General features: G+C 48.4%; 18 protein-coding genes. 17 read left to right on the forward strand and 1 reads right to left on the reverse strand.

Annotated features, from left to right (window positions below; genetic code table 11):
- Positions 1-55: 55 nt before the first annotated feature.
- The 7 genes from OCV81_RS07880 (at position 56) to OCV81_RS07910 (ending at position 5,685) form a co-directional block, all read left to right on the forward strand.
- On the forward strand, positions 56-1,042 hold the full coding sequence (locus OCV81_RS07880; protein ID WP_148329558.1) for a DUF6340 family protein: 987 nt from the start codon (positions 56-58) through the stop codon (positions 1,040-1,042).
- A gap of 59 nt (positions 1,043-1,101) precedes the next feature.
- On the forward strand, positions 1,102-1,551 hold the full coding sequence (locus OCV81_RS07885; protein ID WP_148329559.1) for a hypothetical protein: 450 nt from the start codon (positions 1,102-1,104) through the stop codon (positions 1,549-1,551).
- A gap of 10 nt (positions 1,552-1,561) precedes the next feature.
- Positions 1,562-2,560 carry an MBL fold metallo-hydrolase gene (locus OCV81_RS07890; protein WP_148329560.1) on the forward strand — a complete coding sequence of 333 codons (999 nt, stop codon included), beginning with the start codon at positions 1,562-1,564 and terminating at the stop codon, positions 2,558-2,560.
- A gap of 762 nt (positions 2,561-3,322) precedes the next feature.
- Positions 3,323-3,829, forward strand: coding sequence for an RNA polymerase sigma factor (locus OCV81_RS07895; protein WP_148329561.1), 507 nt, complete (start codon positions 3,323-3,325; stop codon positions 3,827-3,829).
- Positions 3,826-4,296 carry a hypothetical protein gene (locus OCV81_RS07900; protein ID WP_148329562.1) on the forward strand — a complete coding sequence of 157 codons (471 nt, stop codon included), beginning with the start codon at positions 3,826-3,828 and terminating at the stop codon, positions 4,294-4,296. The genes OCV81_RS07895 and OCV81_RS07900 overlap by 4 nt, the downstream gene beginning before the upstream one ends.
- Before the next feature lie 23 nt (positions 4,297-4,319).
- A complete protein-coding gene (locus OCV81_RS07905; RefSeq protein WP_262640278.1) occupies positions 4,320-4,769 on the forward strand; it encodes a DUF6108 family protein in 450 nt (149 codons plus the stop codon).
- 37 nt (positions 4,770-4,806) lie between these two features.
- Positions 4,807-5,685, forward strand: coding sequence for a hypothetical protein (locus tag OCV81_RS07910; protein ID WP_148329563.1), 879 nt, complete (start codon positions 4,807-4,809; stop codon positions 5,683-5,685).
- A 95-nt stretch (positions 5,686-5,780) separates the two neighbouring features.
- On the opposite strand, the gene OCV81_RS07915 is transcribed toward OCV81_RS07910, so the two are convergent.
- Complete coding sequence (locus OCV81_RS07915) at positions 5,781-8,459, reverse strand: valine--tRNA ligase (protein ID WP_148329564.1); 2,679 nt, start codon at positions 8,457-8,459, stop codon at positions 5,781-5,783.
- 227 nt (positions 8,460-8,686) lie between these two features.
- Between OCV81_RS07915 and OCV81_RS07920 the strand changes: the two genes are divergently transcribed.
- The 10 genes from OCV81_RS07920 (at position 8,687) to OCV81_RS07965 (ending at position 24,887) form a co-directional block, all read left to right on the forward strand.
- Positions 8,687-9,064: a NifB/NifX family molybdenum-iron cluster-binding protein gene (locus OCV81_RS07920; RefSeq protein WP_148329565.1), complete on the forward strand. Its 378-nt coding sequence runs from the start codon at positions 8,687-8,689 to the stop codon at positions 9,062-9,064.
- 241 nt (positions 9,065-9,305) lie between these two features.
- Positions 9,306-10,979: a metallophosphoesterase family protein gene (locus tag OCV81_RS07925; protein WP_148329566.1), complete on the forward strand. Its 1,674-nt coding sequence runs from the start codon at positions 9,306-9,308 to the stop codon at positions 10,977-10,979.
- A 181-nt stretch (positions 10,980-11,160) separates the two neighbouring features.
- The gene (locus OCV81_RS07930; RefSeq protein WP_148329567.1) at positions 11,161-14,175 is read left to right on the forward strand and encodes a SusC/RagA family TonB-linked outer membrane protein; all 3,015 of its coding nucleotides are present in this window, start codon (positions 11,161-11,163) and stop codon (positions 14,173-14,175) included.
- Positions 14,176-14,197: 22 nt separating this feature from the next.
- Complete coding sequence (locus tag OCV81_RS07935) at positions 14,198-15,829, forward strand: RagB/SusD family nutrient uptake outer membrane protein (RefSeq protein ID WP_148329568.1); 1,632 nt, start codon at positions 14,198-14,200, stop codon at positions 15,827-15,829.
- 248 nt (positions 15,830-16,077) lie between these two features.
- Complete coding sequence (locus OCV81_RS07940; protein ID WP_262640279.1) at positions 16,078-19,092, forward strand: GH92 family glycosyl hydrolase; 3,015 nt, start codon at positions 16,078-16,080, stop codon at positions 19,090-19,092.
- 10 nt (positions 19,093-19,102) lie between these two features.
- Positions 19,103-19,657 carry a hypothetical protein gene (locus OCV81_RS07945; protein ID WP_148329569.1) on the forward strand — a complete coding sequence of 185 codons (555 nt, stop codon included), beginning with the start codon at positions 19,103-19,105 and terminating at the stop codon, positions 19,655-19,657.
- 73 nt (positions 19,658-19,730) lie between these two features.
- Positions 19,731-20,516 carry a nucleoside triphosphate pyrophosphohydrolase gene (mazG, locus tag OCV81_RS07950; protein WP_148329570.1) on the forward strand — a complete coding sequence of 262 codons (786 nt, stop codon included), beginning with the start codon at positions 19,731-19,733 and terminating at the stop codon, positions 20,514-20,516.
- A 150-nt stretch (positions 20,517-20,666) separates the two neighbouring features.
- Positions 20,667-20,939, forward strand: coding sequence for an ACT domain-containing protein (locus OCV81_RS07955; protein WP_072544009.1), 273 nt, complete (start codon positions 20,667-20,669; stop codon positions 20,937-20,939).
- A gap of 17 nt (positions 20,940-20,956) precedes the next feature.
- Positions 20,957-22,321 carry a PFL family protein gene (locus OCV81_RS07960; protein WP_148329571.1) on the forward strand — a complete coding sequence of 455 codons (1,365 nt, stop codon included), beginning with the start codon at positions 20,957-20,959 and terminating at the stop codon, positions 22,319-22,321.
- A gap of 214 nt (positions 22,322-22,535) precedes the next feature.
- Entirely contained in the window at positions 22,536-24,887 is a 2,352-nt protein-coding gene (locus OCV81_RS07965) for an ATP-dependent helicase (protein ID WP_148329572.1), read from the forward strand.
- Positions 24,888-24,893: the final 6 nt, after the last annotated feature.

The following is a 24,893-nucleotide window of genomic DNA, read 5'->3' on the forward strand; positions in this document are numbered from 1 at the left end:
CCCGTGTCTTTTTTATTTATTACTTTTGTTTTCAAACCAAAAACGTTGCAGATTTATGAAAAAATATAGATGGATTGGAATGTTGCTGGTAGCAGCTGTGATGGTTTCATGCGGAGGGGTGCAGCCTTTTGCTTTCGATCAACTTTATCCGGCAGAGGCTACTTTTCCTGAACAAGTGCGTACGGTAGCGGTGGTGAATCATGCTCCATCTATCCCTTCTCCGAAGAAGACTTTGCTTACCTTGGGTCGGATTGACGGAGATGGGAAGGTACTGGCGGAGGGCCTGGCCGGAGGTTTGGCCGACAGTCGCTATTTCAATCAGGTAATTATTTCCGATTCAGTGCTTGCACAGGAACAGAGTGGAGGAGAGTTGCTTCCCAGGTCTGTGGTCGACAGTCTGAGTCAGGTTCTGGGAGCTGATATGATTGTCTCAATCGACCGCATTCAGTTGTTGACCGAAAAAAAAGAAATTTATTATCCGGGGTTTGTCCCTATGACTGCACTCAGTTTGAAGATTCGTCCGGTGGTACGTGCTTATATTCCGTCTCGCTTGATGCCTGTGGTGACGTTGAATAAAGTCGACAGTTTGTTGTGGGATTTGAGCCCTTTGTTGTCAGACTACGACGTGGTGAACGATGCTTCCACTCATGCAGCTTATACACTGGTCAACCAGTTGGTACCCCATTGGAAGAATGTGGAGCGTATTTATTTTGACGGTGGCAATCCGGATATGCGTGATGCGGCGGTTTCTTTGCGGGAAGGAGACTGGGAAGAGGCCGGTCGTATCTGGAAGAATCTGTATGATTCGGTCAAGAAAGGAAAATTGAAATCACGTGCGGCCTTCAATATGGCCTTGGCATGTGAGGTGCAGGGACAGATGCAAGAAGCGGTTTCCTGGATAGAGAAAGCCCAAAAAAGTGCTTCTCCGGGTTCGTCTGAAGAACGTGCGGCGGTATTTTACTCCACTGTTTTGAAGGACCGGGCTAAGGATTGTCAGCTTCTGAACCTGCAAATGGGGCGTTTTAGCTACAAATTCAATTAATATTTTCTTGTTCGATTTATTTTTTTTGTACATTTGAGTACAGATAAAAGATATAGCCTATGGAAATGAGTGAACAATCACGTGTTGCAATAACTTCTGCTCTGAAAGAAGCTCTTTGCCGATATGTATCGGGAGGAGAGGAGTCTGTCGTTACAGACATTCATCTGCAACCGAATTCGGAAAGTGGAGAGCTGGTGATTTACGACGATGACGACAAGGTGCTTGCACGTACAATCATCAATGAATGGGTGGAGTATGATAGTGATGACTTCTATGCTGTAGTCGAACCGATTCTCCGTGCCGAACTGGAAGCCTTGAAGGCAACAGGTCTTCTGGAAAAGCTAAGTCTGATGAAGCCTTATTCATTTGTATTGGTGGATGAGGAAAAGGAAACGGTGGCCGAGCTGCTGCTGGTGGACGATGAAGAAACCTTGTTGCTGAATGATGAATTGCTGAAAGGACTGGACGAAGAACTGGATGCATTCTTGAAAGACTTGCTGGAACGTTAATCGTGGAATAATGGGAGAACGGATTACATTTCGTCGCAACGAAGGTTTGCGGAGCATACATCCTCATTGGAGAGGGAATCCAACTGTGAACGGAAAATTCTTTAACCGCCAGCATCGTTGGAAGCCCGGTGTAGGGAGTGTGCTGAAATGGCGTTTTTCTCCCAATCCTCAGCGGAAGGAAAAGCGGACCATCAAGTGGAATCCGAAAGTACATTATCTCACTTCTTTGGAAAGAGTGGTGGGTAACTCCTTAATCTGGCTGGGGCATAATTCTTTTTTTTTGCAACTGGGCGGCAAGCGTCTGATGATTGATCCCGTATACGGGAGTATTCCGTTTGTCAAACGGCGCAGTCAGTTTCCGGCCGATCCTTCTATCTTTCGGGACATTGATTACCTGCTGATTAGCCATGACCATTTTGACCACTTGGACAAGCCTAGCGTAGCCCGTCTGGTGGCTGATAATCCTCGTCTGAAGTTGTTTTGTGGACTGAATACCGGGGCCCTGATTAAAGGCTGGTTCCCTTCTCTTGAAGTGATTGAGGCAGCCTGGTATGAACAATATGTCGACGGAGATCTCCGTCTCACTTTTCTTCCCGCTCAGCATTGGAGCAAACGTGGAGTGAGCGACGGAGGGGAGCGTTTGTGGGGATCGTTCATGATTCAGGGAGGTGGCATTACCATCTACAACAGTGGAGATACCGGCTATGCACATCATTTTAAAGAAATTGCAGGTTTCTTTCCTCATATAGACTATTGTATGATTGGAATAGGGGCCTATAAGCCGCGCTGGTTCATGAAGCCCAATCATATCTCTCCGTATGATGCCCTGACTGCTTCGGCCGATTTGGGTGCACGGGTGACCATCCCCATGCACTATGGTACGTTCGACCTTTCGGACGAACCGTTGTTCGACCCGCCTCATGTGTTTGCCGCAGAAGCCAAGAAACGCGGCATGGCAGTCATCCTTCCTGAATTGGGAGAGATTGTGAAGTTACAGCCTCTTCGTTGAAGAGCGTATACAAAGACATAAAAAAAGTCCGGAAACCAACTTTTCTGAACAGGTCAGAAAACTGATTTCCGGACTTTCTATATGAGTCTGTTTGTTTCAAATCAATAATAATCCGCCGGTCATCGGCAGCGGGTTACTTCGTGTGAGTGTTTTCACTCAACATGACGTACCCCCAGATCATCGGATCTGCATTTGCAATTTTGTTTAGAATCTTTGTTACCTTTTTCATAACTATTACCCTTTCATTTGCTTTTTGGTTAGTACCTATATAATAATTCTAGTTTAGTTTTTCCGGGTGCTCTTCACAGAGGACCTTTCGAAGCTTTGTCTTTTGTTTTTGTTATCCTTAATCTTTTTATCCTTTCCTTCCGGTACCCTTTCGGGTTCCTTCGTTCGTTTTATTACACTGCAAAGGTAATGCCTTTTTTTTGAAAAACATGTTTTAAAGCATATAATTTTATTTTCCTCTTGTTTTATTGATGTAAATCAACCTAGGTAGTTGGTGCTGACAAATTGTCACTTTTGCCTGTCAGTATGGACTGACAGAATTGCGTTTTTAGCCTAAGAGCACAATGAAAATGGCAGTTTGACGGGAGTATAGACTTCTTGGAGGGGTTTATTCCGTTGCTTCTGCCTTTTCATCTCTTGTCAGTTCTCAATTTATCTTGGGAAAATGATAGGATTTTGTCTTTCTTCTGTTACAAAAGATATAGTTTTACGTTTACCTTTTTGAAAACAACTTGTACGACCGATTTAAGAAGCATGAGCAAAGAGACACTGACATCGACCTTCACTGATTTGAGAAAGAATTTTCTCAGATTGGCAATGCGTTTTCTTCCCAATAGAGAGGATGCCGATGACGCATTGCAGGAGGCTTTCTTCCGCTTGTGGAAACATGCAGACCGGATTGACTCGCGCGAAGAGGCAGAAGCTCTTACGGTTGCTACGGTGAAGAACCTGTGCATTGACGTCCTGCGTAAAAAGGAGCATCTGCCTACGGTGGAACTGGACGAACGCCGGGACGAATCTGTGACTGATTCGGCTGACGAGATTCTGGAGAAAGAAGAACGTTTCCGTGCGGTGGAACGTATCATTGCACAGAGGTTGACACCGCTTCAGCAACAGATTTTGCGGATGAAAGAGTATGAAGGGAGAAAATACAATGAAATAGCCGATATACTGGGTATGCAAGAACCGGCAGTACGTATGCAACTGTCGAGGGCGAGAAAGGAAATCAGAGAATGTTATTTAAAACAGATGGAACGATGAAAAAATACGAACGTACTATCCCACAATGGAAAGAACTGGCCAGACGTTATTTCGAGGCTGAAACAACAGAGGCCGAGGAGGAAGCGCTGGCACGCTTTCTGGCTACTCCTGCCGCGCAAGTCAAGGAATTCGATGAACTTCGTGCCGTGATGGGGTATGCCGCTACCGGACGTGCCCTATATGGCAGGCGGCGCACACGAGGCATGCGGTTGCGGTATTATGCGGCGGCAGCAGTGGCAGGTCTCATCGTACTGACCACTGCCTGGCAGTTGACGGAAAGTGCAGATGTATGTGTGGCTTACATCAACGGACAGCGCTGTACCGACAAGGAAGTGGTGCTTTCCGAAGCCCTGAAGTCGATAGAAAAGGTGAGTCACCGCTCTTCCGAAGAAACAGTTCAGAGTCAGTTGTCGGATATATTCCAGACGCTGGAAGAGGGAGAAACGGAATCGGTTGACAAGGAATGAATAGAATAATAGGAGAAGACGATATGATAAGACGAAGGATTATACTATGGATGTGCCTGCTGGCTGTGCTGCCCGTGTGTGCACAGAAAGGAATGCATGTGGAAGACTTGTTTGGGAGTCGCTTCAAGCACGATAAACAGGCCGTGGAGGTCCTTATCAAAGGAAGGGAATTGAAAAAATATCATCTTACACTTTTCCGCAGCCTGACGATAACCGATGAACCGGTTGTGTCGGAAGAGATAGAGGCATTGGTAGGCTTGGATGCCCAAACCGCAGTCGACAAGGAAGTGGGTAAGGTCGGGAAGAGGCTGTACTACGGTTTCTACTGCTTTCCGGCACAGGACGATAACTACCGCTATCTGTTTTATCGGAATGCTGCGGTAGCTCCTGGCAGCAGCAAGAAGATGGAGGTGACCGTGGTGTATATGGAAGGAAAAATCACGCTGGAAGAGTTGAAACGGATGTTTAAATAAAGAAAAACAAACAAAATACGATAAGAAACATGAAAAAATGATTTTGCTGGTGGTCACCTTGCTGACCGCAGTGGGCGGATACGCCGAGACCGAAGATTCGCTGAAGGTGGAAAATGTGATGTGTATACAGAAACCTGAGCAGGTGAAGATTACCGAATCGGGCAGTCGTTTCACAGTAGAAGTGGAGGGGAAGGAAGATAATCCGAATTTCCGTTATGTCCGTGAGGTGGAGATGTCTTCCTCAGACGTGTCGGTGACAAAGGAACGTAGCGGCAACTGGGACTTCCACATTCCGTTCAGAAAGCGGACGTCGGAACGGAGGCATCACCAGAACCAGCTGGTGTTGAAAAACCTGAAGATAGGACTTTCCTGCGTACAGGGTGCTCCCGAGAACATGGATGTCAGCATGGGGTCGTCGTGGGAAATTACCACTCCTACCTTAGGATGGGAGTGTTATCCGTGGGCTACGGAGACTTCTTTTTCCATTGGAGTGGCCTGCAGCTGGCGTAATTACCGGATGACCGGCAAGCAGCGTTTTATAAAAGAGGAGGGACGAGACATGACTGTGGGACCTTATCCTAAAGGGGCCGATATTCAGTTCTCGCGTATCAAAGTGTTCAGTTGGGCTGTTCCGGTGATGCTGACTCATAAGACAAAGCGTAATTTCAATTTCAGTTTGGGAGCCATTGTCAACTTCAACACGCATGCCAGCCTGAAAACGCGGTATAAGTTGGATGGAAAGGAGTATAAACAGACCGACAGCAATATCCACCAGACTCCGGTGACCGTTGACTTTCAGGCATCCCTCGGCTATAAAGCCATCGGCTTTTATGTGAAATACAGTCCTTGCAAAGTGCTTGATTCTACCTACGGCCCAGAATTCAGTGCGTTGTCCGTGGGTATCGTCTTGTTCTGAACCGATGAAAGTAAGCCCCGTTCTGAGCTGCCGTTACCAGTTTTGTCTTGCGTAACGGTTGTTCAGGACGGGGCGTGTTTTATAGAAACTGCGCGTTAGCGTTTCAATGCCGCAATGCTTTCTTTCAAAGCGGCAATCTTGGTTTCAGCGTCAGCTTGTTTCTTGCGTTCCATTTCGATGACGTTGGCCGGAGCCTTGCTGACAAACTTTTCGTTGCTCAGCTTTTTCAATACGCTCTGCAGGAATCCTTCCTGGTATTTCAGGTCAGCTTCCAGCTTCTTCAGCTCTTCTTCCACGTTAATCAGGTTGCCCAGAGGTACGGCATATTCAGTAGTACCTACCATGAAGGCGGCTGCTCCGTCCGACTTGCTGGCTACCTGCTTGATTCCCGACAAGTTGCAGAGTTTGGCAATGACAGAAGTGAACTCGGCTACCGGATTTTCTCCGATAACTTCCAATGTCAGAGCTTCTTTCTGTGCGATGTTCTTCTGCAAACGGATGGTACGGATACCACTGATGACTTCCTTCACGGCTTCAAAGCGGGCAATCAGGGCCTCGTCGTACGGCATGTCTTTTACGAGGGTCTGCGTCATGATGCTTTCGCCCGGCTGACGGTCGTAAATGTGCTGCCACAATTCCTCCGTGATGAACGGCATGAACGGATGCAGAAGTTTCAGCAAGGTTTCGAAGAAGGCCAGGGTCTTTTCGTAAGTGGTCTTGTCGATGGGCTGTCCGTAAGCCGGTTTCACCATTTCCAGGTACCAGCTGGAGAATTCGTCCCAGAACAGTTTGTATACAGCCATCAGGGCCTCGCTCAGACGGTATTTGCCAAACAGGTCATTGACTTCCTCTGCGGTCTTCGCCAGCATGGAGTCGAACCATTCGGTCGCAAGTTTTGCATATTCCGGCTGTTCGATGTCGGCCACCTGCCAGCCTTTTACCAGACGGAAGGCGTTCCATATCTTGTTGTTGAAGTTACGTCCTTGTTCGCACAGGGCCTCGTCGAAGAGGATGTCGTTTCCGGCAGGAGCTGCCAGCATCATTCCCATACGTACGCCATCGGCACCATATTGGTCAATCAGTTCCAAGGGGTCGGGAGAGTTACCGAGTGACTTGGACATCTTGCGGCCCAGCTTGTCGCGCACGATACCGGTGAAATATACGTTGCGGAACGGCATGTCGCCCATGTATTCGTAACCGGCCATGATCATACGGGCTACCCAGAAGAAGATGATATCCGGTCCGGTTACCAAGTCGGAAGTCGGGTAGTAGTATTTGATTTCCTCGTTGCCCGGGTTGTTGATGCCGTCGAACAACGAAATCGGCCACAACCAGGAAGAGAACCAAGTGTCGAGGCAGTCATCCTCCTGACGCAGGTCTTCCAGTTTCAGGTTGGCATCGCCCGTCTTTTCTTTGGCCAGTTCCAGTGCCTGTTCCGGTGTTTCGGCTACCACGAAGCCGCCTTTCGGCAGGTAGTAGGCCGGGATACGGTGTCCCCACCACAGCTGACGGCTGATACACCAGTCCTTGATGTTTTCCAGCCAGTTGCGGTAAGTGTTCTTGTATTTGGCAGGGTAGAACTTCAGTTCGTCGTTCATTACCGGCGGCAAAGCCATGTCGGCAAAGTGCTGCATCTTCAGGAACCACTGCATGGACAGTTTCGGTTCGATGGCCACGTTGGTACGTTCAGAGAAACCTACCTTATTGGTATAGGCTTCCACCTTTTCCAGCAGTCCGGCAGCATCCAGGTCTTTTTCAATCTGCGCGCGCACGTCGAAGCGGTCCATGCCTACATACAGGCCGGCAGCTTCGCTCAGTGTACCGTTGTCGTTGAAGATGTCGATGGAAGGCAGGTTGTATTTTTCTCCCAGCATGTAGTCGTTCACGTCGTGTGCCGGAGTCACTTTCAAGCATCCGGTACCGAATTCAATGTCTACGTAGCTGTCTTCAATTACCGGAATGACACGTCCTACCAGCGGCACGATGACCTTCTTGCCTTTCAGCCACTGGTTCTTCGGGTCTTCCGGGTTGATACACATGGCCGTATCACCCATGATGGTTTCCGGACGGGTGGTAGCAACTACGGCATAACGGCGTCCCTGTGCATCGCGGTGTACTACTTCGCCTTCAGCGCCTGTTTCGCCGCTCATGTCATCATCGGCAATATAATAGCGCAGGTAATACAGCTTGCTGTGTTCCTCTTTGTAGATAACCTCTTCGTCTGAAAGGGCAGTCAGTGCTTTCGGGTCCCAGTTCACCATACGTACGCCGCGGTAAATCAGTCCCTTGTTATACAAATCCACGAATACCTTGATGACACTCTTGCTGCGGGTTTCATCCATGGTGAAGGCCGTGCGGTCCCAGTCGCACGATGCACCCAGCTTGCGGAGCTGTTTCAGGATGATGCCTCCGTGTTCTTCGGTCCATGCCCAGGCATGTTTCAGGAACTCTTCTCGGGTAAGGTCTGTCTTTTTGATGCCCTGTTGTGCCAGACGGTTTACCACTTTTGCTTCCGTAGCAATGGAAGCGTGGTCCGTACCCGGTACCCAGCATGCATTTTTTCCCATCATGCGGGCACGTCTTACAAGAATATCCTGAATGGTATTGTTCAGCATGTGTCCCATGTGGAGTACTCCGGTCACGTTAGGAGGAGGAATGACGACGGTGTAAGGTTCACGTCCGTCGGGTTTAGAACTGAAAAGTTTGTGGTCCAACCAGTATTGGTACCATTTTCCCTCCACGTCAGCGGGATTGTACTTACTTGCTAATTCCATGGTTATAATTATCTTTATTATATGTATATGTTTATCGTAATAATCGGGTGCAAAAATAATAAAACTCATTGGATTTTAGGGGAGGTTCGCTCGAAAACTTCATGAGGCGTTGTCCGATGTGGCCGGGTAGTCAGTTTCAGGCCTTTTAAGTTGTGTGATTTATTGGGGGGTATCCGTCATTTTTGCGTACCTTTGTGCCGGAATATTTATTAAATCAATCAAGGAAAATGAGAAAAATAGCTTTACCGACTAGGAACGGAGTGGTGGATGACCATTTCGGGCATTGTGAATTTTATACGATTTTTACGGTGAATGAGGATAACTGCATCACTCGTACACAGGTACTTCCTTCTCCGCAGGGGTGTGGCTGCAAATCGGACATTGCTTCCAGATTACAGGAAGACGGAGTTACCGTGATGTTGGCTGGAAACATGGGAGCCGGTGCATTGGCCAAGCTGTCGGCTTGTGGCATTACGGTAATCCGGGGTTGTCAGGGTTCGGTGATGCAGGTGGCTGAGGATTATCTGGCTGGAAAGATACAGGATTCCGGAGTGGGATGCGACCATCACCATGAGGATGGAACACATCAGTGTTCACACCATTAATTCCTTTTCCTTTTATATCTAGAGTGAAATGAAAGGGTATTATCTCTGTCCCACACTGTGAAATACAAAAACCACACTGTGGAATATATATTTCACACTGTGAAATACAAATTTCACAATGTGGGACAGAAAATTCCCGCTGAGGCTTGAAAGAAAAGAATGAAGCATTTAAAAGAATGAGAGGTCAGTCCTTCATTCAATAAAATTCGTATCTTTGTGATTGATTTTCAAGCATACTTTTATGAATAGGATTATTTTCTTGTTGCTGGCAGCCGTTTTAGGGGGAATGACGCTGACGGGCAACGCACAGACACAGATTGCGTTTATATCGGACGCACATATTCAGGACATTGACGGGCATCCCGAACGGGTACGTTCCATGGAGGTACAGGTACAGTCTACCCGTTTGTTCAACGAAAATTATTATGCATTTCTGACTGCGTTGGACGACGTAGCCCGGAGAAACATCCGCTTGGTGGTCTTGTCGGGCGACCTGACCGACAATGGGCAGTTTTTCAACCAGCAAAAGGTGAAAGAGATTCTCGACGGTTATACTCGTCGGAAGGGAATGCGGTTTTTTGTCACTACCGGCAATCATGATCCGGCACTTCCGTTTGGACTGAAACAGAAGAATGCGAACTATCTGGCTGCCGACGGCACTCGGGTGACGCGGGAAGATTCGTGTGCCGGTTATGCCGACCAGATGAAGTGTTACGCCACATTCGGCTTTTTCCCGCAAAAGGAATACCGATATTGGGAAACCCCATTCACTTCCTATACGTATGAAAAATACAGTTATAAAGAGGCGCAGAAGGAAGGGGGGCTCGAAAGGAGAACCTATACTTTGTGCGATTCGCTGACTGCAATAGATGCCAGTTATCTGGTGGAGCCGATAGACGGACTCTGGTTGCTGGCTATCGACGGGGGAGCCTATCTGCCGAAAGAAATGAAAGAAGGAAAGATGGTGTACCAAGGTTCCAGTATAGGATATAATAATGTATTGGCACATAAAGCCTTTTTATTGCCGTGGGTACGGAAGGTAGTGGCCGAAGCCCGGCGATTGCATAAAACGCTGGTCACCTTTTCACATTATCCGCTGGTGGATTTCAACGACGGCGTGTCGGACTACGTGAAGAAGATATGGGGCAACCGTCGTTTCGACTTGGACCGTGTGCCGGAAGCGGAGGTGAGCGAAGCTTTTCTGGAAGCGGGTATCCGCCTGCATTTTGCCGGACACATGCACGTGAATGACACGGGTATCTGGGAAGGAAAGGATGGAAAAAAACTTTATAACATACAGATACCTTCGCTGGCCACCTATATGCCGGCCTACAAAATTCTGACTATTGAGCATCCGGAAGAGTTCCGGGTGGAAACGGTGACGCTCGATTCGGTGGCAGGATTCGCTCAGTTGTTTCCCTTATACCAGGCTGAATACCGTTCGGATTCCTTGAAAGGCCATGTGCCGGTGTGGAACAAGGAAATTCTTTCTTCCCGCACGTATCGTGAATTTTGCGATTACCAGTTCCGTGACTTGGTACGTGTGCGTTTCATTCCGCGCGATTTGCCGGAAAGCTGGAAGCCTTACCTGAAGTTTACGGGGGCTCGCTTGCTGCAGGAAGTGGCCGGGGAGGACAAATCGGCGGAGGCCGAGTGGACGCGATGGTGCATGGAAGACATGATTCTCGACCTTTATCGCTTGCGTTATGCCGACCAGCTTGCTTTGAGGGATATTCCTTCAGAGCGTTTGGCTGCCTATCGTTATTTGTTTGATTGTGTGCAGCGTTTTGAGTTTTCTTCGCCGGTAGTGGGGTATGTAAAAGACTTAGCCGTACTTTTTCAGGCTTTCTTGCATGGAGAGCCTTGCCTGAATTTCAAGATTGACTTGAAAAATGAGGAAATAGTGTCGGAATGAGTGCTGTCTGATTTTATCATTGAATTCATTTGTTCTTGTGCTGAGGGATGACGGGTAGTGATTCGTCAGTCATTCGATAAGTGTGGTAAATACAATTTTAATGGTTTGGAAATATCTCTGCAACAACGTCGGTCTACTTTTGTCCTCGAAAAATAGATATTTCTAACTAAAAATTTGTATTATGCTTAATGTACAATCAGAGAGGAAAAGAACATGGATGCAAGGCCTGTGCCTTGTGTTGTTTTTATTGAGTAGTACCTTGGCATTTGCTCAGAACCAAGTGAGAGGTGTAGTAACCGACAAATTGGGTGAGCCTTTGATTGGGGTGAATGTACTTGAAAAAGGAACGACCAATGGTACGGTGACGGATATTGACGGAAAATATACAGTGAATGTGCCGAAGGGCAAAACGCTGGTATTTTCTTTTATCGGCTTTGCCACTCAAGAAATAAAAGTCGATTCAAAAGTGTTGAATGTCACTTTGAGTGAAGATACCGAGACACTGGATGAAGTGGTGGTGGTCGGTTATGGTAGCATGACGCGTAAGGACGTGACCAGTTCCATTACTACGGTGAAAGCAGAAGACCTGAATGTGGGAGTATATACTTCCCCGGCCCAGTTGCTGCAAGGAAAAGTGCCGGGACTGACTATTGCCAACACGAGTGACCCGAACGGTTCGGCATCTATCTCCCTGCGTGGTGCTTCTTCACTTCGTAGTGGTGAAGCCATGGAGCCGTATTATGTGATTGACGGTGTGCCGGGTGTGAGTCTTTCGTTGGTTGCACCGGAAGACATCGAGAGTATCGATGTGTTGCGTGATGCCTCGGCTACAGCCATTTACGGTTCGAAGGCTGCCAACGGAGTAATCATCGTCACAACCAAAAAAGGAAACAAGAACGGAAAAACCAATGTGAACTACAGTGGGTATGTGGCATGGGACAAAACCATGAAAACATTGGATATGATGACTGCCGATGAAGTGTTGGCCTATGCAGAGGCAAATGATCTGGATTTATCCAGCTATTATGATGTAAACAACCCGGCAAATACCGACTGGCAGCGTGAAGTGCTTCGCACGGGGTTCAGCCATAATCACAACATCTCCATCAATGGAGGCAATGACAAGACTTCTTACAATGCTTCCTTGAACTTTCTTGATCGTCAGGGAACAGTACGCGGTACGGGAATGGATCGTCTGACTGCCCGTTCTTTCTTGCAGAGCAAGGCTTTTGATAACCGGCTCGACTTTTCTATCAGTTTGAATGCCAGTGTGTCAAACAACGAAAACGGTCCGACAAACAATGAAGGACGCAGCGTGCTGGATGCCATGAACTATTATCTGCCATTGAATCCGGTCAAGAATGACGACGGTTCCTGGTATGGCAGAACCACGTCCCAATATTATAACCCGGCTTCACTCATCAACGAAGACCGTTATAAGACGACGCAAAAGCTGTTGCAAGGGGTGGCCAAGGCGACGGTACATATCCTTGACGGACTGGACTGGAATTTAAACCTGTCGTACCAGAATGAGCAGTATATCTACAACAACTATCATTCTTCGAAATCACAGATTGTGGATTATGCTTCACGTAACGGACAGGCCGATCGCAGTACGGTGGAAAACATCAAGAAACAGATGGAAACATACATCAACTGGGACCATACGTTCAATGAGGCGCATAAAGTAGGCGTCATGTTGGGATATTCCTGGGAACAGTCTGATAACAATGATGGTTTCGGTTTGGTGGCATATAATTTCTATAACGATGACCTGTCATACTATAACATGGCATTGGCCAATAAGATCTCACTGGATGACATCAGTAACCTGAATAGCGGCTATCTGTTGTCTACCTTGCGTATGATTTCATATTACGGACGTGTCAATTACAGCTATAAGAGCAAGTATCTGTTGCAAGCTACGGTACGTCGTGACGGCTCTTCAGCCTTTGGCGTGAACAACCGTTGGGGTACGTTCCCTTCCGTATCTGCTTCTTGGCGAATCATCGAGGAAGATTTTATGAAAGACCAGCACGTATTTGATGATTTGAAGTTGCGTGTCGGTTATGGAGTCAGCGGTAACTCATTGGGCTTTGATGCGTTTTATTCACGTCAGGTATACGGTTCTACCGGTTGGTTTACTCCTTCCAGTGGAGGGAACTACCGGGTTTTAGGAGCGACGCGTAATGCCAATCCGGATTTGAAATGGGAAAAGACGGGTATGCTGAATGTCGGTTTGGATTTTGGATTCTTCAAGAACCGTCTGACCGGTACCATTGAATATTATGACAAGCGTACCAGTGATTTGATTTATAACTATAAAGTTTCCACCTTGCTTTATCCGTACAGCGAAATGTGGGCCAATGTGGGAGATATCAGCAACAAGGGTTTTGAAATTACCTTGAATGCAGTTCCGGTACAGACAAAAGATTTCACTTGGACTACGACGCTGAACTTGTCACACAACAAAAATAAAGTGGAGTCTTTGTCTAATTCAGAATATTCGGTGAAATACATTGAGATGGCCGACCCGAACATCAACAGTTATTCGAACCAGCATGTACAGCGCCTGATGGAAGGGGCTCCTATCGGTCAGTTCTATTTGTGGGAATGGGCCGGATACGATGAAAATGGCATGTCTGTATTCAATGACTATGACGAGAACGGCAACCTGGTAGGTACGACCGATGCACCGGATGACGGAGACCGTCGGATGGCAGGCTCTGCACAGCCTAAGCTGACTTATGGATGGAACAATGAATTCACGTGGAAAAAATGGTCGTTGAGTGCATTCTTCCAAGGCGTGGCTGGCAATAAGATTTTCAATGCAATTCGTGCTTCCTACAGCGATCCTTCTCTGTTGAGCAGTTTTGGAAAGAACATTCTGGCTGAGGTAGCTACGGAACAGCACGCCAATGATTCACGTGCGCAAGCTCCTTCTACCCGTTATTTGGAAAATGGTTCTTACTTGCGTCTGTCTACGTTGACATTGGGATACAATTTCGGAAAACTGGGCAATTATGTGAACAATCTGCGGGTATATGCTACTTGCAACAATGTGTTCACCCTGACAGGTTATAAAGGTATAGACCCAGAAGTGAACCTGGGAGGACTGGAACCTGGTATGGATATGCGCTCTAGCAACTACCCTAGAACCAGAAGCTTTATGGTAGGTGTCAATATGAACTTCTAATTTGCAAAGGAGAGAAAATCTTATGAAAACCAACACTATACTTACTTGTGCCTTACTGGCACTTACCACGATTAGTTGTAATGACTTGGATGTGGACATCAAATCTCAATATACGGAATATCCGGTTGATTCCGATATTGCCCTTGAGGCAAGAATCAGCAATGCTTATTATGCTTTTCGCGCTCCGTTGAACCGCCGTTACGATGAACTGCTTTCACTTAGTTCAGATGAATATTCAGCAGTTTGTTTCAATGGCGGATGGCTGGATGGTCGTCAGTATTCCAATTGTTCCACTCACTCCTGGGAAGCTTCTGCCAACAACAACCAGTTGAATGTATACAGTGACATTTTGGCGGGAATCACCAATTGCAATCAGTTGTTGCAGGATTTGGGAGACACTAATCCGGAAGTCTCTAATCCGGTACGTGCGGCACGTGCGTTCTATACTTTCCTTCTGATGGATAATTTCGGCGATACGCCGATTGTGGATTACAAGCTGACACAAGGTTCAAAGACCATCAACCGCTCTCCGCGTGCAGATGTGGCCCGCTGGATTGAATCTGAGTTGCTGGATGTGCGGGATAAATGTCCGAGTGAGGTAAATGAGGCCACTTACGGTACACCTACCTGTTGGATGGTGGATGCGTTGTTGGCAAAATTGTATATCAACTGGAATGTGTATACACAGGATGTGACCAGTGCCTCTTGGAATCCCAATGCGTCGAATGAAAAATTGGACGACTGTATTGCGGCCTGCGACCGTATCATCAACTCTGGGCTATTTAACCTGAACGATGACTACAAGGAAAAATTCATGTACAACAACGGACCTCAAATCAAGGATTTTATTTATGCGGTTCCTTATGAAGCAACTCTGAACCAGGGCATGTGTTACGCTCGTTACCGTACATGGCGGTATGGAGGTGCCAATGGTTTCTATACTACTGTGCTGACTCCTAGCTGTGGGGGTAACTTCGCCATGAATCCGGAATTTGCCGATTTGTTCTGTTTGCCAGGCGACCGTCGTAACGATGTGGTGGTGGGTGACCCTTCACAAGAAACGACGCCTGTGTATGAGTATGACCCGGTGACGGGAGAGGTGACGACTACTCCGCACATGTATGAAGGTAAACAGGTCGTTTTCACGAAACACATCACGTTGATTCGTGAAGATGGAGACTTGGATGTGGGGGCAGACGGTACGCAACAGGGTTACCGTTCCATTAAGTTCTATCCGGACCCGAACGACTACAATGTATATGAACGTAATCAGGACAATGATATTCCAATTTTCCGTTATGCAGATATCCTTCTGACAAAATGTGAAGCGATTACCCGGGGAGGTACAGCCACTTTGGGGGATACTCCGAAGAGTTTGTTCAACCAGATTCGTACGTATGTGTCTCCTAACCGGGACGGTTCGTTGAATATTGACCATAATCCATCATTGCAAGAGATTCTGGATGAACGGGGACGTGAGTTCCTGGACGAGCATTGGCGTCGTAACGATTTGATTCGTTTTGGAGATTATGAACGTGCCTGGGGATTTAAATACATTAATCCCGATAACGCACAGTTGACCAGACGTATTTTCCCGTTGAGTCAGGATGTGTTGAACAGTAATACGAACTGGCAACAGAATGAGGGATATTAAAAGTTTATAAGGCTAAATTTTTATTCTTTTCAAAAACGGTTGTTTTTTAATTGTATAGCTTCGTGTACAGAATAAGTTTGTAATCAGACTCCTTTTTTATGTACACGGAGCTTTTTTATATCCTTTTAATCGGTTCGGGGAATTCGTTCTGTCTTTTTATTTCCTGGAAAATGAAACTGAATAAATTAAAATTTAGTAAATTAGCCGTCGATTTGGAGTATAAATGAAAAACAAAAAACTAAAAAAGCATGAACACATTTTTCAGGCTGCTTGCCTTTGTTACTGTAATTTGCCTGGTGGGTACGAGTGATGCGAAATCAGCCAGGCAGGGCGCTTCTACTATGAAGAATATTGAAGTAGTAGTGCATCGTGGAGCCAATTATCTGGCTCCGGAAAATACCGTTCCTTCTGCGCTGAAAGCACTTGAACATGGAGCTACCTGGGTAGAACTGGATGTAAGAAAAAGCAAGGACGGCATTTTATATAATTTGCATGATGAAACTTTGGACCGGACAACCAACGGACATGGACCTATCCAGCTGGCTACTTCCTCTGAGATAGACCGCCTGGATGCCGGCGCATGGTTTAGTCCTGCTTTTCGAGGGGTGAAAGTTCCTCGCATTGAAACCATGTTGGATACGTTGAAGGGGAAAGCGCATGTCTTCTTTGATGTGAAGAAAGGGACTCCAGTATCAGAACTGGTGAAACTGGTACGGCAGAAAGGATTTGAGCAGCAGAGTTTCTTCTGGTTTGCCGATGCGCAAATGTTGTCCGATTTCGTCAAGCTGGCTCCTGAAATGAAAATCAAAGTCAACGCTTCCGATGTGGCTGGGCTTAAGAAATGGCAAGAGGTTTGTCGGCCGGCGTATGTGGAAGTTGATCCGGAGAAAATAACCAAGGAGTTTACGAATTACTGCCGTAAGAACGGTATTCTTATCATGGCGGCCATACAGAACGGAAACGAAGAAGCCTATAAAAAGGCTGTTCAGGTACGACCGGATTTGGTGAATATTGACCAGCCGGAACTTTGGCAGCGGGTAGTGGCCGAAAGTAACGGAAAATATGTGTACGACTTGTCTCATTACGTTGACCCGCGCATCGGGTCGGAAGGACTGGGGCGTGTGTTTGTCGGACCGTCGTGTCCGTTTGGAATGGTGAAACCTTCGCCGGATTGTACGCCTTCGCCCAACAGCGGGTGGCTGCCGATGCCGGAACGGGTGGATGGCTTTGCACAGGTGCACGTCAGCGGTACGGGTGGCGGACCGAAATACGGTAATGTGCTGGTGATGCCGTTCGGTGACGGTATGGACCGTGTAAGCCATATTGATTACCGTGACTACGAAACGATTCAGCTGGGATATTATGATACCCGTTTCAAACAGAGTGGCATCCGTACGGAAATCACTACTTCGAACCGGGCTTCTTTCTATCGTTTCACGTATCCGGAGGATTCCTTGAAATCGTTGGCGGTGGATGCCGGTTTCTTTTTGGGAGAAAGCCCGATACCCGACGAGCGGGAAGCACAGCAGTTTGTCGGTTCCGAAATACAGGTGTTGTCCGACCATGAGGTGGCTGGTTATACTCGTATCCGTGGCGGATGGAACAATGGAAAGGCATATACGGTGTATTTCTATGCGGAAACCGACCGTCCGTTTGTGCAGTCACTCACGTGGAAAGGCAACCGCATCAGCGACGCACAGTCGCAGTATGATTCAGCGGAAAAAACCGGGGCTTTGCTGCGTTTTGCGAAATCCGACAAGGTGGTACAACTGAAAGTGGGTATTTCTTTCCTGAGCAGCCAGAAGGCCAAGTTCAATGCCCACTCAGAAATTCCTCACTGGTCGTTCGAAGAGGTGCACAACGGCTTGCTGGCGCAGTGGGAAAAGTTGTTCCAGAAAATAGAAATCGACCCGTCTGCTCCGGCAGCGAAGAAACGGATGTTCTACACTGCTTTGTATCACACCATGCTGATGCCGGTAGACCGTTCGGGGGAAAACCCGCTCTGGAGTGATCCGGAACCTTATTATGATGATTTTTATGCCATTTGGGATACGTATCGCAGCTCGTTTCCGTTGATTACCTTGATTGACCCACAACGTCAGGTGGATATCGTACGTTCTCTGATTAATATTTACAAACGTGACGGTTACATGCCCGATTCTCGTAGCGGAAACAGCAACGGACGTACGCAGGGAGGTTCCAATGCGGAAATCGTGATTGCCGATGCCTTTGCGAAAGGATTGAAAGGGATTGATTACGAACTGGGCTTACAGGCCATGCTGAAGGATGCCACAGTCCCTCCTGGCGACAACGAAGAAGCCGAAGGACGTGGGGGACTGATTCCTTACCTGGAATTGGGCTACATTCCTCACGGTATTGACCGGGCCGGCAACCGTACCATCGAATATTCTTATTGTGATTATGCCATTGCACAGGTGGCCAAGGGGTTGGGAAAGGAAGACTTGTATCAGCAATATATGAAACAGTCTGAGAACTGGAAGAACCTGTGGCGCAGTGATTACGAGCATGCAGGTGCCAAAGGTTTCATCATGCCGCGCGACAAGGAAGGCAACTGGCTGGATTCCATCCCATTCGGACACTCTACCCGTGTGCAGCCGAAATTCAAGTATACACCGGTTATTTTCGAAGGGCCGTGGTACACCAAGTGGTGGAGCATGTTCTTCTATGAAGCCAGCTCTTGGGAATATTCCTTGAGTATCCCGCACGACGTGCCGGGCTTGATTGAAAAATGCGGGGGAGCTGAAGCGTTTGAGAAGCGTCTGGATATCTTCTTCGACAAAGGCTTCTTCAATGTCAACAATGAACCTTCGTTCCTGACTTCTTGTCTGTATCACTGGCTCGGAAAGCCTTGGCGTACGAGCGACCGTATCCGCGAAATCATTGCGAAGAATTACAACGACGGTCCGATAGGGTTGCCGGGTAACGACGATTCGGGTGCCATGTCATCCTGGCTGGCTTTCCACATGGTGGGCTTGTATCCCAATGCCGGACAGGATTACTACCTGATTCACACGCCGCTGCTGGCCTCTGCTACTTTCCATCTCGAAGGTGGTAAATACTTTAAGATTATCGCAGAGGGACTTTCTGACAAGAATTGCTACATCCAGAGCGTGACACTGAACGGAAAGGATTATCCGTATTCTACACTGCGTCATAAGGATGTCATTGCCGGTGGCGAACTGGTACTGAAAATGGGAAAGAAACCCGGAAACTGGGGAAAGGAAATGGGACTGGATAAATAGAGGAACGCGTATGAAAAAGAAATATCTTATCGGTTTTTTTGCGGCATGCCTGCTGGGTACGGGCATGCTGCCGGCACAGACCGTCGTGTCGGACACATTGAAGTTCGTGTTTAAGTTGCACGGACAGACCCGCCGTTATCAGGTGGTTTTCTGTGAACAGGATGGCGGCTTACGGATGAAGTGGGGTATAGAACGCAACCTGCATTGGCAGTCGGGCAGTTACACCATGACTCCGAAAGCCCTGGAAAGCGGAAGTCAGCTGTGTTTCTTGCAGCCGGATGATGGAAGTCACTTGCAGCTGTCGGATGCGGAAACTGTGTATGTGCTGTCGCAGAAAGCCTTGAAACAGTTGAAGGAGACGGGAAGCATGGACTTTAACCACACAACCTATGACCGGGTGGAAGATGCGTCGGAGAAGAATGCCGGACGTCCGTTGCTCCACGTGGTCGACCGTTACGAGGGCGGAGAAATGTGGATATGGGACAATCCGTCGTTGCCCATCATCTGGCGGATGGCAAACAATCCGCTGGAAGTGAACTGGCAGGTGGAAGTGATGAAAAAGTGATGAAATAGAATATATCGCAGATTTTGTTTTTTTGTCGTACCTTTGCAGGGCAAAAACAGAAAGGATTTAAATCATGCATACAAGAGAAGAAAAATTGGAAGCGTTCGGACGTCTGCTCGACGTGCTGGACGAGTTGAGGGTGAAATGTCCGTGGGACCGCAAACAGACGAACGAAAGTTTGCGTCCGAACACCATTGAAGAGGTGTATGAACTCTGTGATGCCCTGATGAAGGACGACAAGAAAAACATCTGCAAGGAATTGGGCGATGTGTTGCTTCACGTGGTGTTCTATGCCAAGATTGGCAGTGAGACCGGTGATTTTGACATCAAGGACGTGTGCGACAAGTTGTGCGACAAACTGATATTCCGTCATCCGCATGTCTTTGGAGAAGTGAAGGCAGAAACCGCAGAGCAGGTGTCTGAGAACTGGGAGCAAATCAAACTGAAGGAAAAAGACGGCAACAAGTCGGTCTTGAGCGGTGTGCCCGAGGCTCTTCCTTCCTTGATAAAGGCCTATCGTATTCAGGACAAGGCTCGCAACGTAGGCTTCGATTGGGAAGAACGTGAGCAGGTGTGGAACAAGGTAAAAGAGGAAATTGGAGAGTTCGAGACAGAAGTAGGACAGATGGACAAGGACAAGGCAGAAGCCGAGTTCGGCGATGTGATGTTCAGCCTGATCAATGCAGCCCGGCTCTATAAGATAAATCCAGACAATGCGCTGGAGCGGACCAACCAGAAGTTTATCCGTCGTTTCAATTACTTGGAAGCACATACCATCAAGGAAGGGAAGAATCTGAACGATATGTCGCTGGAAGAGATGGATGCCATCTGGAACGAGGCAAAGGCAAAAGGTCTCTGATTGGAGGTATATGCCGGCTGTGTGTTTCAAAGTGTCGTTCGGTGGGCGTAAATGTTTCTTTCTGGAAAAATATCTTCCTAAAAGCGTGACATATAGAAAGATTTGTCTACCTTTGCGGAACATGAACAACAAATTTGTAGAAAGAAAATGGTGAACAAAGCTATTATTACAGTGGTAGGAAAGGATACCGTGGGTATCATTGCTCAGGTATGTACCTATCTGGCAGAAAACAAAGTGAATATTCTGGATATCTCTCAGACCATCGTGCAGGAATATTTTACGATGATGATGATTGTGGATATGACCAAACTGGAAAAACCTTTTGAAGAGGTCGTTACCGAACTGACCAATGTCGGTGCGGAAATCGGGGTACAGATTAAGTGCCAGCGCGAGGAAATCTTTGACAAAATGCATCGTATCTAACGAAAAGGAGAAACGGTATGATCAATATAACAGAGGTACTGGAAACCAATAAGATGATAGAGCAGGAAAACCTGGATGTGCGTACCATTACGATGGGTATCAACCTGTTGGACTGTGCGGACAGTAACTTGGAGGTGCTTTGTCAGAATATATACAACAAAATTATCGGACTGGCAAAAGACCTGGTGAAGACGGGAGAGGACATTTCCAAGGAATTTGGAATTCCTATCGTGAACAAGCGTATTTCCATCACACCGATAGCCTTGGTAGGAGGTACGGCTTGCAAGACGCCGGATGATTATGTGCAGATTGCCAAAACTTTGGACAAGGTGGCCGGAGAACTGGGGGTCAACTTTATCGGCGGTTATTCTGCGATAGTTTCCAAAGGAATGAGCCGCAGCGACGAGTTGCTGATTCGTTCCATCCCGAAAGCTCTGGCTTGTACGGAGCGCATCTGTAGTTCCGTGAACGTAGGTTCCACCAAGACGGGCATCAACATGGATGCGGTGAAACTGATGGGCGAAATCATCAAGGAAACGGCCGAAATGACCAAGGAACGCGATTCGTTGGGTTGTGCCAAACTGGTGGTGCTCTGTAATGCCCCTGATGACAACCCCTTCATGGCGGGAGCCTTCCATGGTGTATCCGAGCCGGATGCAGTGATTAACGTGGGTGTCAGCGGTCCGGGCGTGGTGAAATATGCCTTGGAGCAAATCCGCGGAAAGAGTTTCGAAGTGCTTTGTGAAACCATCAAGCGCACGGCGTTCAAGATTACGCGTGTGGGACAGCTGGTGGCTCAGGAGGCTTCACGCCGTCTGAATGTGCCGTTCGGTATCATCGACCTATCACTGGCTCCGACGCCGGCGGTGGGCGATAGTGTGGCTGAAATCCTGCAGGAAATCGGACTGGAATATCCGGGAGCTCCGGGAACGACGGCAGCCTTGGCCTTGCTGAACGACCAGGTGAAGAAGGGAGGCGTGATGGCGTCTTCGTATGTGGGCGGACTCAGTGGTGCCTTCATTCCAGTCAGTGAAGACCAGGGAATGATTGATGCCGTAGAAGCGGGTGCCCTGACGATTGAGAAACTGGAGGCCATGACTTGTGTCTGCTCTGTAGGTCTGGATATGATTGCCATTCCGGGAAGCACGTCTGCTGCTACCATTTCGGGGGTAATCGCCGACGAGGCAGCCATTGGAATGGTGAACCAGAAGACCACGGCAGTACGTGTGATTCCGGTTATCGGCAAGGAAGTGGGCGAAACAGTGGAATTCGGTGGCTTGCTGGGACATGCTCCGGTCATGCCAGTCAACCGTTACAGCTGTGAGGCTTTCGTGAACCGTGGCGGACGGATTCCGGCACCGATTCACAGCTTTAAGAACTGATATTGACATCGAACATAGTATAGAAAAGAGGGAGGCTCAGCCGGTTGGACAACCGTTGAGCCTCCCTTTCTCTTATAACCTTAATACGATGGTAATTGTATTTACTCTTTTTATATAACAACTTGAGGCGGAAAATGTTTTGCTGGAGGACGGAAAAAGTGCTAGGACACTGCCGGATTTGTGCTATCTTTGCGGCAGAAATATTTTGACCTGTATGACAGATTATTTGAATGAACTGAATGACAGTCAGCGCGAGGCGGTGATGTACAACGACGGACCCTCCCTGGTGATTGCCGGAGCCGGTTCCGGAAAGACGCGCGTGCTGACCTACAAGATAGCCTATCTGCTGGACAACGGGTATGAGCCGTGGTCTATTCTGGCATTGACCTTTACCAACAAGGCGGCCCGCGAGATGAAGGAGCGTATTGCCCGCCAGGTGGGGCCGGAGCGGGCCCGTTATCTCTGGATGGGGACTTTCCATTCCATTTTTTCCCGTATTCTGCGGGCAGAGGCCGATGCGCTGGGCTTTACGTCCAACTTCACGATTTACGACGCGACGGATTCCAAGAGTCTGGTGAAGGCCATTATCAAGGAAATGAATCTGGACGACAAGGTGTACAAGCCGGGCATGGTGCAGGGACGCATCAGTCAGGCCAAGAACCACCTGGTGCTGCCGGAGGCATACGCGGCGAATGCAGAGCTGGTGGAGGCGGACCAGGCGGCAAAGGTGCCGTTGGTGCGGGAAATTTATGCGCGCTACTGGAACCGCTGCCGGCAGAGTGATGCCATGGACTTCGACGACCTGCTGCTTTATACCTATTTATTGTTTCATACGCGTCCGGACATCTGCGACAAGTATGCGGCACGTTTCCGTTATATTCTGGTGGACGAGTACCAGGACACGAACTTTGCCCAGCACAGCATTGTGCTCCAGCTTACGCAGAAACAGCAGTTCGTGTGTGTGGTGGGCGACGATGCACAGAGCATCTATTCCTTCCGTGGGGCCAACATCGACAACATCCTGAATTTTACCCGTACCTATAAAGATGCCCGTCTGTTCAAGTTGGAACAGAATTACCGTTCCACGCAGACCATTGTCAATGCGGCCAACAGCCTGATTGCGAAAAACCGTGACCAGATTCGGAAGGATGTCTTTTCGGAAAAAGACAAAGGGGAGCCTATCGGGGTGTTTGCAGCCTACAGCGACGTGGAAGAAGGAGAGATTGTGGTCAATAAGATTGTGCAGTTGCATGCGAAGGAAGACTATGCCTATCACGACTGTGCCATCCTTTACCGTACGAATGCCCAGAGCCGTATCTTCGAAGAGGCGTTGCGCAAGCGCGGTATTCCGTACCGTATCTATGGGGGACTGTCGTTCTACCAGCGCAAGGAAGTGAAAGACGTCGTGGCTTATTTCCGGATGGTGGTGAATCCGAACGATGAAGAGGCTTTCAAGCGGGTCATCAATTATCCGGCGCGCGGTATCGGGAATACGACGCTGGGTAAACTGGCGGAGGCTGCCAGCCGTTTTCAGGTGAGTCTGTGGAAGGTGTTGTGCGAACCGCTGAGCTACGGACTGACATTGAACAAGGGTACCCACGCCAAATTGCAGGGCTTCCGTGACCTGATTGCGGAGTTTGTGAAGATGGCCCAGGAGAAGGATGCCTATACGGTAGGTATGGAACTGGTGCGCCGTTCGGGCATCATGGCAGAAGTGTATCAGGACCGCTCGCCCGAGAATCTGAGCCGACAGGAAAACATCGAGGAACTGGTGAACGGTATGCGTGATTTCTGTGAAGGACGGCAGGAAGAGGGGAATCCTCATCTGCTGCTGGCCGATTACCTGTCGGAGATTGCCCTGCTCACTGATCAGGATGAGGACAAGGGAGAAACGCAGTCGAAGGTGACACTGATGACCATCCATTCGGCCAAGGGACTGGAGTTCCGCAATGTGTTTGTGGTGGGGATGGAAGAGAACCTGTTCCCCAGTCCGCTGTCGTCGGCTTCCTATCGGGCGTTGGAAGAAGAACGCCGCCTGTTTTATGTGGCCGTCACCCGGGCGGAAGACCACTGCTACCTGTCGTATGCCAAGAGCCGTTTCAAGTATGGCAAGATGGAATTCTGCAATCCGAGCCGTTTCCTGAAGGACATCGACGTGCGTTACCTGAAACTGCCGCAGGAGGAACTGATGGCCGGGCGCATCGAGGAAAAGGCCAGCCGTTTCCGGAAGGAGGCCAGTCGCGCTTCCTACGAACGCGAGCCCCGTGAAAGTGGACCGTCGATGTTCGACGGAGGTCCGATGCCGGAAGAACCCCATCGTTTTGTGCCTCCTCGCACGTTGCGGCGGATTCCCGAGGCAGCCCCATCGGCTACGCCGTCACGTCCGTCGGCAGGGGGACTGTCGGCCGGCATGTGGATAGAACACGAACGCTTCGGCAAGGGAGAAGTGACCAAGGTGGAAGGCAGCGGAGACAACTGCAAGGCGACGGTGCAGTTCCAGCATGCCGGGGTGAAGCAGCTCTTGCTGAAGTTTGCCCGTTTTAAAGTAATCGATGAAACAAAATAAATAAGA

The organism is Phocaeicola fibrisolvens (assembly GCF_025567125.1).
Taxonomy (GTDB): Bacteria; Bacteroidota; Bacteroidia; order Bacteroidales; family Bacteroidaceae; genus Phocaeicola; species Phocaeicola fibrisolvens.

Coding starts and splice junctions, on each gene's coding strand:
- OCV81_RS07880 (WP_148329558.1), top strand. CDS start 56: ATGAAAAAATATAGATGGATTGGAATGTTGCTGGTAGCAGCTGTGATG.
- OCV81_RS07885 (WP_148329559.1), top strand. CDS start 1,102: ATGGAAATGAGTGAACAATCACGTGTTGCAATAACTTCTGCTCTGAAA.
- OCV81_RS07890 (WP_148329560.1), top strand. CDS start 1,562: ATGGGAGAACGGATTACATTTCGTCGCAACGAAGGTTTGCGGAGCATA.
- OCV81_RS07895 (WP_148329561.1), top strand. CDS start 3,323: ATGAGCAAAGAGACACTGACATCGACCTTCACTGATTTGAGAAAGAAT.
- OCV81_RS07900 (WP_148329562.1), top strand. CDS start 3,826: ATGAAAAAATACGAACGTACTATCCCACAATGGAAAGAACTGGCCAGA.
- OCV81_RS07905 (WP_262640278.1), top strand. CDS start 4,320: ATGATAAGACGAAGGATTATACTATGGATGTGCCTGCTGGCTGTGCTG.
- OCV81_RS07910 (WP_148329563.1), top strand. CDS start 4,807: ATGATTTTGCTGGTGGTCACCTTGCTGACCGCAGTGGGCGGATACGCC.
- OCV81_RS07915 (WP_148329564.1), bottom strand. CDS start 8,459: ATGGAATTAGCAAGTAAGTACAATCCCGCTGACGTGGAGGGAAAATGG.
- OCV81_RS07920 (WP_148329565.1), top strand. CDS start 8,687: ATGAGAAAAATAGCTTTACCGACTAGGAACGGAGTGGTGGATGACCAT.
- OCV81_RS07925 (WP_148329566.1), top strand. CDS start 9,306: ATGAATAGGATTATTTTCTTGTTGCTGGCAGCCGTTTTAGGGGGAATG.
- OCV81_RS07930 (WP_148329567.1), top strand. CDS start 11,161: ATGCTTAATGTACAATCAGAGAGGAAAAGAACATGGATGCAAGGCCTG.
- OCV81_RS07935 (WP_148329568.1), top strand. CDS start 14,198: ATGAAAACCAACACTATACTTACTTGTGCCTTACTGGCACTTACCACG.
- OCV81_RS07940 (WP_262640279.1), top strand. CDS start 16,078: ATGAACACATTTTTCAGGCTGCTTGCCTTTGTTACTGTAATTTGCCTG.
- OCV81_RS07945 (WP_148329569.1), top strand. CDS start 19,103: ATGAAAAAGAAATATCTTATCGGTTTTTTTGCGGCATGCCTGCTGGGT.
- mazG (WP_148329570.1), top strand. CDS start 19,731: ATGCATACAAGAGAAGAAAAATTGGAAGCGTTCGGACGTCTGCTCGAC.
- OCV81_RS07960 (WP_148329571.1), top strand. CDS start 20,957: ATGATCAATATAACAGAGGTACTGGAAACCAATAAGATGATAGAGCAG.
- OCV81_RS07965 (WP_148329572.1), top strand. CDS start 22,536: ATGACAGATTATTTGAATGAACTGAATGACAGTCAGCGCGAGGCGGTG.